The organism is Deltaproteobacteria bacterium, from assembly GCA_020845895.1.
Lineage (GTDB): Bacteria > Lernaellota > Lernaellaia > JACKCT01 > JACKCT01 > JADLEX01.
Window position 1 is genome coordinate 1 of record JADLEX010000062.1, and the last position, 15,517, is coordinate 15,517.

General features: G+C 64.5%; 14 protein-coding genes. 4 read left to right on the forward strand and 10 right to left on the reverse strand.

What is annotated here, in order from left to right; all coding sequences use genetic code 11:
* The 3 genes from IT350_08890 to IT350_08900 all read right to left on the reverse strand — a co-directional run.
* A partial coding sequence (locus IT350_08890) for a hypothetical protein (GenBank protein ID MCC6158158.1) occupies positions 1-702 on the reverse strand: 702 nt, incomplete at its 3' end.
* Positions 703-1,469: 767 nt separating this feature from the next.
* Positions 1,470-1,913: an SRPBCC domain-containing protein gene (locus IT350_08895; GenBank protein MCC6158159.1), complete on the reverse strand. Its 444-nt coding sequence runs from the start codon at positions 1,911-1,913 to the stop codon at positions 1,470-1,472.
* A gap of 84 nt (positions 1,914-1,997) precedes the next feature.
* Positions 1,998-2,558, reverse strand: a complete 561-nt coding sequence (locus IT350_08900) for a DUF1697 domain-containing protein (protein ID MCC6158160.1) — start codon at positions 2,556-2,558, stop codon at positions 1,998-2,000.
* A 321-nt stretch (positions 2,559-2,879) separates the two neighbouring features.
* Here IT350_08900 and IT350_08905 point away from each other — a divergent pair, with 321 nt between their 5' ends.
* Entirely contained in the window at positions 2,880-5,132 is a 2,253-nt protein-coding gene (locus tag IT350_08905) for a molybdopterin-dependent oxidoreductase (GenBank protein MCC6158161.1), read from the forward strand.
* Between the two features lie 9 nt (positions 5,133-5,141).
* Here IT350_08905 and IT350_08910 read toward each other — a convergent pair whose 3' ends face one another.
* From IT350_08910 to rsgA, 3 genes are all read right to left on the reverse strand, one after another.
* Positions 5,142-6,398: an alpha/beta fold hydrolase gene (locus IT350_08910; GenBank protein ID MCC6158162.1), complete on the reverse strand. Its 1,257-nt coding sequence runs from the start codon at positions 6,396-6,398 to the stop codon at positions 5,142-5,144.
* An 84-nt stretch (positions 6,399-6,482) separates the two neighbouring features.
* Positions 6,483-8,015 carry a hypothetical protein gene (locus tag IT350_08915; protein ID MCC6158163.1) on the reverse strand — a complete coding sequence of 511 codons (1,533 nt, stop codon included), beginning with the start codon at positions 8,013-8,015 and terminating at the stop codon, positions 6,483-6,485.
* Positions 8,016-8,123: 108 nt separating this feature from the next.
* On the reverse strand, positions 8,124-9,212 hold the full coding sequence (gene rsgA, locus IT350_08920) for a ribosome small subunit-dependent GTPase A (protein ID MCC6158164.1): 1,089 nt from the start codon (positions 9,210-9,212) through the stop codon (positions 8,124-8,126).
* 337 nt (positions 9,213-9,549) lie between these two features.
* Here rsgA and IT350_08925 point away from each other — a divergent pair, with 337 nt between their 5' ends.
* From IT350_08925 to IT350_08935, 3 genes are all read left to right on the forward strand, one after another.
* Positions 9,550-10,428, forward strand: a complete 879-nt coding sequence (locus tag IT350_08925) for a sugar ABC transporter permease (GenBank protein MCC6158165.1) — start codon at positions 9,550-9,552, stop codon at positions 10,426-10,428.
* Complete coding sequence (locus IT350_08930) at positions 10,425-11,252, forward strand: carbohydrate ABC transporter permease (GenBank protein ID MCC6158166.1); 828 nt, start codon at positions 10,425-10,427, stop codon at positions 11,250-11,252. Before IT350_08925 ends, IT350_08930 begins: the two co-directional genes overlap by 4 nt.
* A 146-nt stretch (positions 11,253-11,398) precedes the next feature.
* Positions 11,399-11,554, forward strand: coding sequence for a hypothetical protein (locus tag IT350_08935; protein MCC6158167.1), 156 nt, complete (start codon positions 11,399-11,401; stop codon positions 11,552-11,554).
* Positions 11,555-11,576: 22 nt separating this feature from the next.
* On the opposite strand, the gene IT350_08940 is transcribed toward IT350_08935, so the two are convergent.
* The 4 genes from IT350_08940 to IT350_08955 form a co-directional block, all read right to left on the reverse strand.
* The gene (locus IT350_08940) at positions 11,577-13,766 is read right to left on the reverse strand and encodes a hypothetical protein (protein ID MCC6158168.1); all 2,190 of its coding nucleotides are present in this window, start codon (positions 13,764-13,766) and stop codon (positions 11,577-11,579) included.
* Positions 13,767-14,041: 275 nt separating this feature from the next.
* On the reverse strand, positions 14,042-14,629 hold the full coding sequence (locus tag IT350_08945) for a Fic family protein (GenBank protein ID MCC6158169.1): 588 nt from the start codon (positions 14,627-14,629) through the stop codon (positions 14,042-14,044).
* A gap of 85 nt (positions 14,630-14,714) precedes the next feature.
* Entirely contained in the window at positions 14,715-15,140 is a 426-nt protein-coding gene (locus IT350_08950; GenBank protein ID MCC6158170.1) for a hypothetical protein, read from the reverse strand.
* Positions 15,137-15,451, reverse strand: a complete 315-nt coding sequence (locus IT350_08955; protein ID MCC6158171.1) for a hypothetical protein — start codon at positions 15,449-15,451, stop codon at positions 15,137-15,139. The genes IT350_08950 and IT350_08955 overlap by 4 nt, the downstream gene beginning before the upstream one ends.
* Positions 15,452-15,517: the final 66 nt, after the last annotated feature.

A 15,517-nucleotide genomic window follows, 5' to 3' on the forward strand; every position in this document is an offset into this window, starting at 1 on the left:
AGAATTGAGCCACCAGACCCCGAACGAAAGGGTCGATCGCCACCGCACCACAAAACCGTAACGCAGGCTGTCGTGAATGTAATTGTCGCCGAAGCAGAAGATCTGCGCGTTGTTTTCGGCCAGCACGCCGATCCGATTGCGTGTGAACGCGCTGTTGACGAGCATGAGGCCGCCGCCCTGAACGTAAGCGCCGATGGCGAACGTCCCCACCGCGCAGTAGTTGAGGATCAGCATGTTGCCGAAGCCGATCTTCATGCCGGGGGACGACGTGTAGATCCCGCCGATGGTGACGCCCGTGATGTTGATGGGTCGGTTGACGCCGTCCATCTCCACGCAGGGAATGACGCACGGTTTGTTCCCGTCGGTCGGATCCCAGGAACCCGAACCGCCGTAGGGATCGCCGCCACCGACGTAGTTGAGCTGATTCCAGATTCCGGGGAGGATCGTCAGCCTGGCGCCCGCGCCCAAAAAACGCAACCCGAAGAGAGAGATCTTGCCCGCCGATTCGAGATAGATCGCCGGCGAGCCGACCGTCCCCGCGAGGTTGATATTGACGTCGTCGACGATCGGATCGGGCAGCGCGTCGATCATCGCGGAAATGTGTTCCTTGGGGCCGGTCGTGCCGCTGACAAATGTCGGCGAGGTTCCATCCCAACTGTCGTTGCCCGTCGTCGGATTCACATAGTAATTGACCGTCGCCATGGCGTCCTCCCTTTGCGGTTCGAGAGCCGGGTCGCTGTTCGATGTTCGATGTTCGATGTTCGATGTTCGATGTTCGATGTTCGATGTTCGATGTTCGATGTTCGATGTTCGATGTTCGATGTTCAACGGATACACTCGTTCGACCGGGCGACGCAAGAGGTGTTTCAAACGGGCGAAAAATATTTCTGCAACTGATGGAACGCAGCCGGATTGGCGGGCCGACCGATCAGAAAAGCCGTAAGAATTCTTCAGGTTCGCAATAAAGGATTGACGCGTAAGTGGCTAATAACAGGGCGGAAATCGTCTTGCGAGTCGGCTCGCCCGTGGGGATGGGAAGATTCTTCGCTGCGCTCAGAATGACACGATTTGGACGCTGGAATGCCACGAGGGAGATGCTAGGTTGCCTTCTTAGGGTGGGGCGAGGAATGACCGATTGTGGGGCACCGATCGGCTCTCGCAATAAGAATTCGACCGGCACGGAACTGTTGCAACGTCGCAACACTCGGCGGCCTCCGCCGTTTCTTGGGCGCTTGGGCAATGTTGCTGGCATAATCGGGCGAAGCGTACCATATATATGGACGCTGCGTGCGCGGGAAACGCAAGATCTTGATGCCGCGATCGGGGACACCCATCGCTACGCGCTGGATGTCCCCGGCTTCGCGGGAACCACAAATCACCGTGCGGCTGCGTCCGCACCCACGCCTGCGCCACCGCGCCGCTCCGCCAAAGCGCTACGCGTCGGCGGAGGGCTGCGACGGACGGGGCACTCAGACGGACGATCCCACGACCTCCCCCATCGCGTCCAGCATCTTCGCCCACGCATCGCGCGTGCGGTCGAGAAAGTCTTCCCACTCGGGATCGAGTTCATGGCGCAGCGTGAGCACGCAGCCGTAGCCGTCCGGTGTGATGTCGATCGCGACGCGCGAGCCCTCGCCCGATTCCGGCGCGATCCCCCACGTGAACACGAGGCGGCGCGGCGCGGCGATTTCCAGATATACCCCTGTGTGGTCGATGTCCGCGCCGTTGCGCCGCTGAACGATGGAGAATCGCCCGCCGACCTGCGCATCGAACTCGGCGCGCACCACCTCGCCCTGCCCAGGGCCGAACCAGCGCATCGCCGCGGCGGGATCGAGCCACGCCGCGAACACGCGATCGGCGGACGCGGCGAATCGCCGTGTGACCACCGCCGCGACCGTGCGTTTGCCCGCCATGCCGTTGTCCTTTCGCCGGGGATGCGACCAGAGGTATCAGCCCCCGCCCGCCGGGTCAATGAAAATCGACGGATACGCCAAAGGCTAACCCTGCCCGCACATCGCGATCAGCGCGATCACGGTCCGCATGTTGCGGATCGTTCCGATCGTCGCGAGCGTCGCGTCGAAGTACGCGTTCGTGGGTTTCGACTTTCCCGCGCCGCCGGGTAGGTGCAGGTAGACCTCGCGCCCGCGCACGGCGAATCGATCTGGCGGCGAGCGGTGCGGGTCGAGCTTCGCGACGCGCTCCGGCGCGGGTTCGTCGCGCATAAACATGAAGTGCAGGCGCTCCGAATCCTCATTCGCGAAGGGGTTCCGCTCGAGCGCGAGGCGCAGTTCGTCCGCCGAGCGAAGAATGACCGGCGAATCGAACCCGAACTCGCGCCGGATGGCATCGCCGACGCGGCTCGCGAGTGTCGCGACGACTTTCGCACCAGCGCGAAAGACCACATTCCCGCTCTGGATGTACGTGCGGACGTCTGCCGCGCCGGCATCCGCGAAAAGGCGCGCGAGTTCCTTCATCGGCAGCACGTTCTTGCCGCCGACGTTGATGCCTCGCAGCAACGCGACATACGTTTCGACGGCTCCCGTTTCGGCTCTCGCCATCTTTCGTCTCCCGATTCGACACGCCGATGAAATCGTGTTTTGTTGCTGCGTGCAATGATCTGGGCCTTTTTTGGGGCCGGGGAGTGCGTCATGCCCAACAAAGCCGAGCGAGACATCGCCATCAATGCCGAGTGGCACAACGCCCACAAGATGCCGAAGAACCCCACCGTCGATCAGCGGGTCGCCTGGCACGTGGAGCACGCGAAGCACTGTGCGTGCCGAGAAATGACCCCGAAGATCAAAGAGATGATCGCGACGTACGCCCAGACACCCGTCCGCGCCGCCGCGAAACGAATAGCCCCGCGAAAAAAGGACGACGTCATGACCGCCGATTGGAAGCCGACCGCGTGCGTTTTGTGCAGCATCAACTGCGGGCTGCTGGTGCAGCCCGAGGGGCGGCGGATCGCGAAGATTCGCGGCGACAAAGCGCATCCCGCGTCGCGCGGATATCTGTGCGAAAAGCCGCAGCGGCTCGACTACTACCAGAGCGGTCGCGACCGTCTGAGCGCGCCGCTGCGCCGCCGGGCCGACTGCAGCTTCGAGACGATCGACTGGGCCACGGCGATCCGCGAGGTCGCATCGAAGCTCGCGGCGATTCGCGACGCACACGGCGGCGAGACCATCTTTCACTACGGGGGCGGCGGCCAGGGCAATCATCTCGGCGGCGCGTACGGTCGCGCCACGCGCGCCGCGCTGGGTTCGCGCTACACCTCGAACGCGCTCGCGCAGGAAAAGACCGGCGAGTTCTGGGTGGACGGGCAGCTGTTCGGCAAGCCGCGCTGCCACACCTGCCCCGACATCGAGCACGCCGAGGTCGCGGTCTTCGTGGGCAAGAATCCGTGGCATTCGCACGGATTTCCGCGCGCGCGAAAACTGCTGAACGACATTGCGGCAGACCCGACGCGCACACTCGTCGTCATCGATCCGCGCCGCACGGAGACGACCGAGATGGCCGATTTCCATTTGCAGGTGAAGCCCGGGCGCGACGCATGGCTGCTGGCCGCGATGGCCGAGATGCTGATTCGCGACGATTTCGTCGACCGCGAATTTCTCGCGACCCACGGTAACGGATTCGACGAACTTACCACACTGCTCGGCGAGATCGACATCTCACGCTATCTCGCGATCGCGGGTGTCGAGGCGTCGCTCGTCGAGACCGTCGTGCGCCGCATCTCGGGCGCGGCGAGCGTGTCCGTGCTCGAGGACCTCGGCATTCAGCAGGCACCCCACAGCACACTCGGTTCGTGGCTCGAAAAACTGCTCTATCTGCTCACGGGGAACTTTGCGAAGCGCGGCGCGATGAACATCCACTCGCGGTTCGCGAGCCTGGGCGGCGGGGGCGGCGCGAAGACTGCCGGCTCGCCCGTGGGCGGCCATCGACTCATCGGCGGGCTCGTGCCGTGCAATGTGATTCCCGACGAAATCCTGACCGATCACCCGGCGCGTTTTCGCGCGATGATCGTCGAGAGCGCGAACCCGGCGCACTCGCTGGCCGACAGCCCGCGTATGCGCGAGGCGCTCGGCGCGCTCGAATGCCTCGTCGTCATCGACGTCGCGATGACCGAAACGGCGCGTCTCGCGCACTACGTGCTCCCCGTGTCGAGCCAATACGAAAAGTGGGAGTGCACGTTCTTCAACCTGGAATTTCCGGAGAACGTGTTCCATCTGCGTCGCCCGGTTTTCGATCCGCTGCCGGGCACGCTGACGGAAGGCGAGATCCACACACGGCTCGTGAGGCACCTCGGCGTACTCGACGGACTGCCTCTCGACGAACTGCGCGCCGCGGCCAAAAACGGTCTTGCCGATTTCGGCATGGCGTTTCTTGGCGCGACAATGCAAAACCCGACGATCATGAACCTCGCGCCGGTGGTACTGCGCGAGACGCTCGGATCGGCGCTGCCGGAAGGCGCGACCGACGCGGCGGTGATCTGGGGACTCGCACAAACATGCGCCCAGACCTACCCCGACGCCGTGCGCCGCGCGGGCGTCGCGGGGGACGACCCGCTGGAGCTGGGCAACGCGCTGTTTCGCGCGGTGATGGACGCGCCGTCCGGCCTCATCTTCACCGTCGACGAACCCGATGCGACGTGGCAGCGCGTCGAGACGCCCGACCGGCGCATCCGCCTCGTGGTGCCGGAACTCGTCGACGAGCTGCGTTCGCTGGCGACCGAAGATCCGAGCGCCGCGGATGGCGAATTCCCGTTCATCCTTGCGGCGGGCGAGCGGCGAGGCTCGACGGCGAATACCGTGTATCGCGATCCCGACTGGCGACGCGAAGACCGCGAAGGCGCGCTGCGCGTCAGCCCCGAGGATGCCTCGCGGCTCGGCCTTGCCGACGGCGCGCGGGCGGCGATTGTCACGAAGCGGGGCCGCGCGGTGGCGGTAGTGCGGATCTCGGACACGCTGCGGCCCGGACACATCACGCTGCCCAACGGCCAAGGGCTCATGTTTGACGACGGGACGCACGTCGGAGTCGCGCCCAACGAACTGACGAGCGGGGCCGATCGCGATCCCATCGCGGGAACGCCGTGGCACAAGCACGTTCACGCGAGGATCGAACCCATCGCGCCGTAAGTCGCTCGGTCACGGCCAGAACGTGTGCGTGACGCGCTCAGGGTGATGGTTCGTTTCGAGGTAGTGCCACAGTTCGGATTCGCCGAAGAACACCGCGCCGAAGAACGCCGTGATGTACGGGCTCATCATCTCGTTCATCTCGGCGGGCGTTGGGTTCGTGAACAGTTCGTCCGAACCGATGCGCGTTTCCTCGCCGCAGCCGTTGCCGTCGGCGGCGAGCCAAGGTGAGAACACGCACAGATCGCTGAACGCAAAGTGCCCCGTGTCGGCGAACGCCAGCTCGATCTTCGGCGTAGGCATCTGGTCGCGATACGCGTCGTGAAACGCGCCGAAGGGCGCCATGATCTTGTCCTGCCCGCCGCGCAGAAAGAGCGACGGCGCGGTCACCTCTTCGGGGACGCCGGGCAGCCCGAACGCCGCGAGCTGCACCATAGCGCGGGCGCGCGGCTCGTGCTTGATCGTCTCGCTCACCGTGAATCCGCCGAACGAGTGCCCGATGATACCGACGCGATCCGCGTCGATGCGCCCCTCGAAGGGCACGGGCGGCGACTGCGTGAACACGTCGATCAGGAAACGCACATCGGCGACGCGCTCGAAGATCGTAAACGGAACGTCGAGCAGCGAGAAGCCGATGATGCCGTCGGGAAACGGCGCGACGAGGGCGTTGCAGGTGTGATCGGGGCTCACCACCACGTAGCCGTGACTCGCGAGCCGGTTGGCCGTGCTGTAATTCTGAAAACGACTGCTCGTGAATCCGTGCGAGAAGACGATGAGCGGCATGGCCGCGGGCTTGTCGCGCAACGGCGCGTCGCGATACGAACCCGTGGGGTAGTTGTCGGGCGGCGGCAGGTCGCCGTGCTCGGCGAATGCGGCTATGGCCTCTTCCTGCTGATCGAGGAAAAAATCGTAGAGCGTGTTTTCGGGATACGCGTCGGCGTCGTCCGACGCGGGATACCAGACCTCAACGACGAGTCGGCGATTCCCCTCGCCGCACCCGAGTGCGCGGGTTTCGTCCTCGAGAAAGTACGACGTGTTGCCGACGGGGTACGGCCCGGGACGCCCGGGATAGCGGAACGGATCGACCGGAAGCCCGTCGTCGTCGGCATCGTCGTCGGCATCGTCATCGGCCGCCGAATCGTCGTCCATCGCATCGTCGTCGACGGGTTCGGTTCCAATCGAATCCGCATCGTCATCGTCCGAGTCGCAGCCGCACATCGCCGTCGCGAACACCAATGCAGCGCAAAGGAACAGTTTCGTGTTCAGCATCGCTGGCACTCCCGGAAAAACCGCAATTCATCACGCGATCGGAAGAACGACCGATCGACGCGCAAGATCATATCACAATTGTCTTCACTTCACGGCGGCCTTTTCCGCGCGCGGCGACCACGCCCGCAGCGGCGCTTCGAGGTCGCCGCCCGGCGGCGTCATGATCCACAAATAGTAGTTCGTATCGAATTGAATCGACTTCGCATGGACGTAACCGCGCGCGTCGGCTTCGCGCCAAATCGTCTCCTCGAAATCGAGCCGCGCCCGAAAGGAATCGGCGGACCGCGAAATCACGACGATCACATCGGGCTGCGCATCGAGAATCCAGCCCGCTCCGCGGTCGTGATCGATCGCGATACGCGGCTCGTTCAAACCGAACGTGTCGATGGTCCGCCAGCCGGAGTAGTACGGTGTGGAGCCCGCGTCGCTGATGACGAGCAGGCGCTCTCGCGGATCGCGCGGCGCCGCGTGCTTCGCGAGAAAACGCCCGAGCGGGATGTGCGCCTGACGCAGTCCCGTCGCGTAAGAGTTGTAGTGTTCGATCTCCTGTGCGCGCGCCCCGGCGTGCTGAAGCATGATCGCGACGGCGAGGCCCGCGATCGCCACGTCGCGCAGCGCACGCGGCGAGCGTGCGAACATCGCGTCGCCGAGCGCGGCGAGCCCGCACCCCGCCGCGACGAAGAGTAGCGCCGCGACCGGCGCGAGAAAGCGCCAGGAAAAGTCCATCATCGGCTTCGTCGCGCAAAAAAAGATGAGGATCGCAACTGCGCCCGGCAGCATCGGAAACGAACGGCGACCCACCGCGAAGAGCCCCGCGATGATGGGAATCGACAGCGGGCCGATGATCTCGATCAAAAACGAGCGCACCATCCCCCAACCCGGCCAGCGACCGGTGTCGGCCGCAACTTTGATATGGAAGGGGAGCGGCATCACAACGCCGTAGGCGTGCGCGCGCCAAACGAGGTATGCGACTCCCGGCACGACGCACCAGACGGCCGTCGCCGTCGCCATGGGACGACGCGAAGAAGCGCGCGTGGCGAAGACGACGCCAATCGCGAGGGCGACGAAAAGATTTTGCTCGGGCCGCGCGAGTCCGAGCGCAAACGCGACGACGGCAGCCACGCTCCATCGCCGATACGATGACTCGTCGATCGCCGCGAGCAAACGCTCGACGAACACGAGCGCGAGGAGCACGCCGAGCGAGGTCTCCATGCCCGAGACCGCGTAGACCGAAATCGCCGGCCATGCGCCGAGCATCATGACGGCGAGCGCGCCGCCGCGACGTCCATGATCCGCGCGCTCATCACCTGCCCAGCGACGCGCGAGCCGTATCGCCGCCACGAACGCGAGCGCCATCAGTCCCACGCCAATGACTTTCGCGACGACCGTGACGTCGTCTGTCGCGAGGTGCGCGATCGCCACCACGCAGGTCCACAGAAATGAGGTCGCCCCCTCGGCGGGTGGACCCGTGACGTTGAACGTGGAAAGGCCCGTCTCCGCGAAGTGGCGTGCGTGACGAAACGTGATGTACGCGTCGTCCACCGTGAACGGCCACATGGCGAGCACGTTCGTCGACCACAGTACAACGCCGGTCGCGACGAGCAGCGCGTCGAACACGCGGTCGAACGATAAGCGAGTGTCGGTCAGGGACGTCCCCCGAGCGTGAGATTGCGCGTCAGTCACGCAGCCATTAACGCAATCCCGATTCGCCGCGCAAGCGCGTCGTCATTGCCCCCGTTTGAACCGCCGTGCCTGGTCGCCGCCACGGGTCATCTTTCCCCATGCCCGCTCCGCCTGACGCGCCGCGCGCACATCGTGGCGAAGCTCGTACGCTTTGGCCTCGCGGTCGAGTTGGACGTAGTGCCCGAAGCGATCGGCGTCGAGATCGCCGCGCTCGATCGCGGCGCGCACCGCGCAGCCCGGCTCGGACTCGTGACGGCAGTCCGCGAATCGGCACCCGGCGGCGAACTGAGCGATGTCCGCGAACGCCACGTCGAGGCCGTCCTCGCCCGGCAGTTGCAGTTCACGCAGGCCGGGCGTGTCGATCAACAGGCCGCCGCCCGGCAACACGATCATCTGGCGGTGCGTCGTCGTGTGTCGTCCGCGCTGATCGTGCGCGCGCACCTCGCCCGTCGCCATGACGACGTCGCCCATGAGCGCGTTGACGATCGTGGACTTGCCCGCGCCGGACGACCCGACCAACGCGACCGTCCGCCCCGGCAGGATCTCGCGGCGAAGCTCGTCGAGCCCCGTCCCGCACAGCGCGCTGATCGAACGCACCGACGCGCCGGGACACGCCTCCTCGACTTGCGCGACACGCGCCGCCGAGTCGTCGCACAGGTCCATCTTGGTCAGAACGACGACCGGAACGGCGCCGCCCGCGTAAACGAGCGCGAGATATCGCTGAATGCGGTGGACGTTGAAGTCGCCGTCCAGTCCGCAGACGATGAACACGCGATCGACGTTGGCGGCAATGACCTGCTCGCGGGTCTCGCGACCGGCCGCCCCGCGCGAGATGGCGGTTCGGCGCGCCAGTGCGCGAACGATGAGTGCGACACGGTCGCGGTTCGGCGGCGCGTCGAGCGCCACCCAGTCTCCGACGGCGACGGCGGTCTCGTCCGACGACTCGTGACGGAAGCGTCCGGACAGGCGCGCGCCGCCTTCGCCCGACGCCGTCCAGACGACGTATTCGCCGCGATACTCCGCGGCGATGCGCGCGGGGGTTTCATCGGAAACCGTCTGCTGCCACTGATTTTCGAAATACGGGTCCCAGCCCAATTCGGCGGGCGTGCACGATTCTGACGGAGTGAACACGGCGATCCTCCATGCGGCGCGGCGAACATTCGCACTTGCGCACGCACTCGCACGCGCTGCGCGACGGGCGCGGCGGCGCGGGGTTTGACCTGACTTTCGGGAACGTTCAGGGCGCGACGTCGCCGTGATCGGCGTGCGTCACGCGACGCGATCCCTCACGCAAGGTCCGCATGGATTCGGGTGTTCATCATCAAGTCCTCTTTTCGAGGTTCGGACTTCGCACCGGACATACCCGCAATCGCGAGCGATGTAAACCCGCCGACCGTCTCGACGCGCCGCGCGCGATTTTCTAGAGTGAACGCGGCGCTGCTTCGTCGCGCGCCAAACGGGTTCGCCCATGAATCGCTCTTCGGGTTCCGAACGTCTGTCCGCCCTGATCGTCGCGCCGTCGGCGATTGCCGTCATCGTGTTCGTGTACGGCTTCATCGGCTGGAGCGCATTCATCTCCATGACCGACTGGCGCGGCCTCGCGCCGACCTACAATTTCGTCGGTCTCGATCAGTATCGCTCGCTCTTCGGGCTTCCGCGCTTCCGCGCCGACCTCGTCAACACGGGCGTATTCACGCTGCTCTTTCTCGCGGGCAACCTGTTTTTCGGCCTGCTGCTCGCGACGCTGCTTGACCGCCGCCTGCGCGGCGAGGGATTTTTCCGCAACCTGTTCATGTTCCCCATGTCGGTTTCGTTCGTCGTGACGGGCACCATCTGGGTGTGGATTTTCAACCCCACCTCGGGGCTCAACACGCTCTTCGGCGCGCTCGGATTCGACACCTCCGCGTGGGGCTGGATCACCGATCCGCGCTTCGCGCTCACGTGCGTCGCCATGGCCGCGATCTGGCAGATGGCGGGCTTCACCATGGCGCAGTACCTCGCGGGACTGCGCGGAATTTCCGACGACGTGCGCGAGGCCGCGCGCATCGACGGCGCGAACGAGGCGCAGATCTTCCGCCACATCCTTCTGCCGCAGCTTCTGCCCGTCACGGTCGGCGCGATCGTCATCCTCGGCCACATCTCGCTGAAAATCTTCGATCTGATTTTCGTGATGACGCAGGGCGGCCCGGCCCGCGCGACCGACATGCCGGGCATCTTCATGTTCGAGATCACGTTCCGCGGCGACTTCTTCGCCCGCGGCGCGGCCATCGGCATCGTCATGCTCGTCATGGTCGCGCTGCTGATCGTGCCCTATCTCGTCTACAGCCGCCGGATGGACGTGTCATGAGCGCACGGCCTTCCCTCTCCCGGGTCACGATCTACGCCGTGCTGGCGGCGTTTGCGATGTTTTTCGTGATGCCCGTCTACGTCATGCTCTCGACCGCGCTCAAGAGCCTCGCCGAGGCGCAGGGCAGCGCGATGTGGTCGCTGCCCGCCGCGCTCTCCACCGAGGGATTCTCCACCGCCTTTGCGCGGCTCGGGCACGGGCTCGTCAACAGCCTGGTGCTCACGATTCCCGGCACGATCCTCTCGTCGCTCATCGGGTCCATCAACGGCTACTGCCTGTCGAAGTGGAAGTTTCGCGGATCGAACACGCTCTTCACCATCGTCCTGTTCGGCATGTTCATCCCGTACCAGAGCATTCTGATCCCGCTCGTGAAGTTCATGCAGACGATCGGCCTGTACAACTCCATCGCCGGGCTCGTGCTCGTCCACGTCGTCTACGGCATCCCCATCACCACGCTCATCTTCCGCAACTACTACGCCACGATCCCCAATGAACTGGTCGAGGCCGGGCGCATCGACGGCGCGGGGCTGCTAGGCATCTACCGCCACATCTTCCTTCCCATCAGCCTGCCCAGCTTTGTCGTGGTCGCGATCTGGCAATTCACGAATATCTGGAATGAGTTCCTCTTCGCCGTCACCCTCACCAGTTCGCCCGCGACGCAGCCCGTCACCGTCGCCCTGCAAAACCTGTCGGGCTCGATGATCAGCCAATGGAACACGCAGATGGCCGGCGCGCTCGTCGCCTCGCTGCCGACGCTGCTCATCTACATCGCGCTCGGAAAGTACTTCGTCGGCGGCATGCTGGCGGGCAGCGTCAAGGGTTAGATGCCCTTCCACCGTCCCGCTGGGAACGCCGAGCGCCGGCTCGGCACGCAGCGTCAAGGGTTAGACGCTCTACTTCTCACCTCGGCGACGGTTTTTCGCCGCTTTCACTCAAGTCCCGGCGCGAATCGTTCGATACAGCGTTTGGCATGAGTCCCGAATCCGAACATCGCCTTTGGGCCGCGTATTTCACGCAGGACGCCGACTACGCCTGGGTAGGCCGCCGGCACGCGTGGTGGAAGGTCGCCCTGACCGCCGCCTCGGCGCTCTCGGCCGCCGCCGCCGCCGCGATCTACTGGCTGTAGGCCCGTCCGCGCCCCGTTCGCGTCACTCGTCGCAGGGCGCGAGTTCGTCCTCGATTTTGTTCACCACCGTGGGAAGTCCGTTGTCGATCTCGGTGCGGAAGAAGCACCCGACGCGCCGGTGCATCGACTCGTACTGCCGCGTGACGAAGTGGCCGTCGCCGCCGTCGGGATGCTGCGGATACTGCACCATCGCCGAGGTCACCGGCTCGCCGTCCCAGGCCATGCGGTTCCCCGTAACGCCACTGTCGGGCAGGATCTCGCCGCCCGTCCACACCATGCGCGTGAAGGCGTCGGGGTTTTCCTCGGGCGCAATCAGATCCATCGCCGACGATGCCGCGAACGACCCCTGGCATTGCAGGCACACGTAGGTGTCCGAGACGCCCAGCGCCTGCATGACGTTCTTGGGCGTCGTGCCGGGCACTGGCCGCTGATGGAAGTACGGATTGAAGCTCATCGTGTCGGCGTTTTCGGCGAAATGCTGCGCGATATTGAGCATCGGATTGAACACGTCGAGTTCCGCGTTCGCCTCGGGTCCCGACAGATGCAGCGCAATCTGCAGCACGTAGCGGATCGGGAAGGGATTCGCTTTTTCGAGGATATTCCACAAAAAGCTCGCGCCCGCGCCGGAGAAATACGCCGAGCGAATGTGCGGGTCGACCGCCGTGATGAGCGGCCCCACGGTGCTTCCCTGCGAGTGGCCCATGAAAAACACCCACTCGGGATCGAAAATCGCGTCGGGCTCGCCGTCATCGTCCGCGATCGCCGTGTCCGCATCCGACGACGCCAGCAGATCGCCGGGCACCGCGAGCGCGAGCGTCTCGCGCAGCACCGCCATCAGCTCCGTCGCGGCCTGATACCCGTTGTCCCGCATGGCCGCGGGATTGAGCGCGTTGTAGAAACAGAACGACTCCCACGCCGAATCCTCGCTGATGGGATTTCGCGGGCCGTGGTGCGGCGCGTCGATGCTCACCGCCGCGATGCCGTTGCGCGCCAGCCATTTCGCGGTGCCGTCGCTCACAAACGAGCGGTAACTGCCGCCCGAACCGTGCGAATACACCAGCAGCGGCCAGCCGTTTTCGGGCATCGCTCCCTTGGGGATCGTGAGCATGAACCGCGTCGTCTCGGTGCGCTGGACGATGGGCACGCCGCTGTCGTCGAACGCGATATCTCCGCCGTTCAGCACATAAGGTACGTCGCCCTGCTGATAAATCGGGATCGTGAGATCGCCCGACACGCCCCAATAATCGCCAGTGTCGTCGCGCAGCTCCAGCGTGTTCGTGTCGATCGCCGGGAGCGTCATGTCATAGACTTGATCGCGCATCGCCACCATGCGGTCGATGGGGCGGCTCGTGGTGTAGACCGTCGCGAGCGCGATTTCATCCGTCTCGTATCCCTCGGCGGTCAGATAGTCGGCGAGCGGTTCCATCAGGTCGTTCACCTTCGCGTCGGTGTGCGTGCCGGCGAGCGCATCGGCGAGCGCGTCGGGCGGTACGAGCGGATCGCCCACGGCGTCGGCGACCTGCGTGGTCACGACGGCGGCGTAGCGCCGGCCGTACTCCGCAGGCACGCCCTGCAGCGGCAGCATGACGAGGAAATGCTCGGGCGCGTACACCGTCGCCTCGTCATTGTACTTGAATTGCAGCGGATAGCGGCGACCGTAATCCGGCGAGTCGGGATCGATGCTGACGAGGAAGGCGCTCGACGTGTCGCTCGCCGATTCCACTTCATCCGCGGGCAGCGTCGCGGGGTCGATCGAATCCGTGAAACGCATCAACACCGCGGAGTTCGCCCCGAAGCCCTTCACGTCGCGATCGCCGACCCCGAGGTAGCGATCGACGAAGAGCGAGCCGCGCGGGTTGGGTGCGTCAAGTACCCGGATCGTTCCGTCGGCCTCGATACGCAGATCGTTCGGGAAGGGCATGGAGTAGAAGCCGTCCGACTCGGTGGGATCGAACCAGCCCGACGTGCCGACCTCGCCCGTGTCGTCGTCGGCGTCGTCATCGGCGTCGTCGTCCGCGTCGTCGTCGGGCAGCGGCGGAAACGTGTCGTCATCCGCGTCGTCGTCCGACGCATCGTCATCGGCGATGTCGTTGTCGTCGTCGGTCGGCACCTGAAACTGTGCGCCGCCATCGTCGTCATCATCACCGCCGAAGCCGCAACCGACGCCCGCGAGGACGCAGCACACCAAGACCACGAAACCGGAATAACGCATGGACGCACTCCCGACCTTATCTCGACTCTCGTTATCGCGACCCATATTCTTACCACGTTGCAGGTCCAATAACCATCGAGGGGAAACGGATGCGTTCGCGAAGGAGCGCGCATCAACCAGTCCTGCGAACGGGCCTTCCGTCCGTGCGCCCACTGCTACATGCATGTCTTTCCGAGCGATCCGCCGAAGCCGACTGCGGAGCCGGAGAGTCGTCGGGTGGCACAATCTGTCCCAACTCCGCTCCAACCGACTAAGGAGCGAGTCATGGATCAGAATCAGGTGCTCCCGGCACCGTCCAGAAGCATGAGCAAAAACGCCCTTTCCAAAATCTCTGTGTTGCCGCGCCGGTAGAGGTAGATCGCGGACGAGTAGTCCGTGCCGTCGCCCGGCAAGCCCGGACGCGGCTCGATCGTCCACGCTCCCGCCCAGTAGCCATAGTGCCAGGCAACCAATCTGACGATGAACCGCGCGGCATGCCCGTTTCCGTTGGCGTACGGATGGATGCCGAGAAACGTAACGAAAATCCATGCCGACACCTTCGCAATTTTCAGGGCGAAATCTTCCGTGAATCGGCGCTCGCCTCGAGCTATCACTCCGTCGAGAGCGCCAATTGCGGCACGAATCGACTGACCCAGAAAATCCATTTTCTGAAACACGAGCCGAGGGTGGGTGCCGACGAGCGGGTCCGAACGAATTTCGACGAAATAATTGAGAAGACCAGAAAAGTCCTCACCTCGATAGTGACCCGCAAAATAGGGAGCGTCCGGAGGGGTGAGATCCTGGAAGAGCAAGTGGTGGACCGGGCGCGTGTTGTTCGAATGCTCGACGACGTTCCACTCCCGGCGCGCGAGTTTTCCGAGCACCTCCTCGCTTGCGCGCCGAAGGACGGGCTCGTATCCGTGAACGTCTTTGTATTCCCAGTTGATGTTCACGCGAGAGGCGTCTGGATCAGTCTTTCAAATGGGATTCGCTCAGCGCGATCCTCGAAATCGACGCGTTGATTTCGTCTTGAGTGAGGGTGCCCTGGCGCTCGGCGACTTGGCGCGCGAGTCCTCGCAGGGAGTCGGACGCTATGACCGGCGTGTCGGAGGCGATGGACGCCAACAGGCCGCTGAATGACGAACCGGCCTCATTTGGTACATCGGCGGTGCTGGACTCCCTCGCGGTCACTTCGTTGGCAGCGCAAGGGAAGGTGCCAAAATCCGCAGATACGGCAGTTGCGAAAACCAACCCGGTGGCGACAATCAACTTTGAAAACCGACCCGACGCCGATCGCCGAACCCCGTCGCCGTTCACGCTCACGTTTGGGCGACGACTGGCCCGAAAAATTTCAGACCGAAACGTCGGATCCGGATCCAGAGACGTGACGCTCATAGGACTTCTCCCAAAATGCCCAGGCGGTCGAGCTCGGCCTTTGCTTCGATGAGTAGAGCACACAAATTTCGGGACGACAAGGCGACGGTCAAAATCGGGGTCACCGCGTTCCCCTTCTTGCTGTGAGTGATCTCCGCGTGCACGTCAACCGGAGAAATGAAATAGAAATCGATCTCCGCATCGCCTCCGAGGTAGGCAGCCCGTTCGAGGGTCACGCGCTCGGTGATGGCCTTGAGCGGCTGAGTCCCCTTGGTTAGGTGTGCCGCGCCACCGGCGCTCCGTGGCGGAAATTCGCCGCGCAGTTTGGTCAAGAAATCCCCCAGATTCCGTCCGACAAACTGCTCCAAGTATGTCTCGCCGTAGCACACTTTGACTGC

Coding starts and splice junctions, on each gene's coding strand:
- IT350_08895 (MCC6158159.1), bottom strand. CDS start 1,913: ATGGCGGGCAAACGCACGGTCGCGGCGGTGGTCACACGGCGATTCGCC.
- IT350_08900 (MCC6158160.1), bottom strand. CDS start 2,558: ATGGCGAGAGCCGAAACGGGAGCCGTCGAAACGTATGTCGCGTTGCTG.
- IT350_08905 (MCC6158161.1), top strand. CDS start 2,880: ATGACCGCCGATTGGAAGCCGACCGCGTGCGTTTTGTGCAGCATCAAC.
- IT350_08910 (MCC6158162.1), bottom strand. CDS start 6,398: ATGCTGAACACGAAACTGTTCCTTTGCGCTGCATTGGTGTTCGCGACG.
- IT350_08925 (MCC6158165.1), top strand. CDS start 9,550: ATGAATCGCTCTTCGGGTTCCGAACGTCTGTCCGCCCTGATCGTCGCG.
- IT350_08930 (MCC6158166.1), top strand. CDS start 10,425: ATGAGCGCACGGCCTTCCCTCTCCCGGGTCACGATCTACGCCGTGCTG.
- IT350_08935 (MCC6158167.1), top strand. CDS start 11,399: ATGAGTCCCGAATCCGAACATCGCCTTTGGGCCGCGTATTTCACGCAG.
- IT350_08940 (MCC6158168.1), bottom strand. CDS start 13,766: ATGCGTTATTCCGGTTTCGTGGTCTTGGTGTGCTGCGTCCTCGCGGGC.
- IT350_08950 (MCC6158170.1), bottom strand. CDS start 15,140: ATGAGCGTCACGTCTCTGGATCCGGATCCGACGTTTCGGTCTGAAATT.